Genomic DNA, 282 nt, shown 5'->3' with positions numbered 1-282 from the left:
GTCCACGGCGGTTTCCTGCACGCGGATGCCGCCCACCACGTGCCCGAACACGTCCTGGACGCCCACCAGCACCCCGCCGTGACGGTGCAGCACCGCCAGCAGCATCGCCAGGCGGTTCTGCTCCAGGCCCCCCGCCACGCGGCGTGGATTCGACAGCGGTGATGCATCCACCAGCGCCTGCACTTCCACCAGCAGCGGGCGGGTGCCGTCGCGGGTGACCAGCACGCAGCTGCCCGGTTGCCGGGTGCTGCCGCCGGACAGGAAGATCGCCGACGGATTGGA

General features: G+C 71.6%; 1 pseudogene. It reads right to left on the bottom strand.

The window, feature by feature from the left end:
* Positions 1 to 282, bottom strand: a pseudogene (locus ACQG3P_RS19480) (DNA repair protein RadA); the annotation flags it as partial.

This window comes from Stenotrophomonas sp. SrG, assembly GCF_050031795.1.
GTDB classification, from domain to species: Bacteria; Pseudomonadota; Gammaproteobacteria; order Xanthomonadales; family Xanthomonadaceae; genus Stenotrophomonas; species Stenotrophomonas rhizophila_A.
Note: the sequence above shows the minus strand (reverse complement) of the source record. Positions and strands in the feature narration are given on the sequence as shown.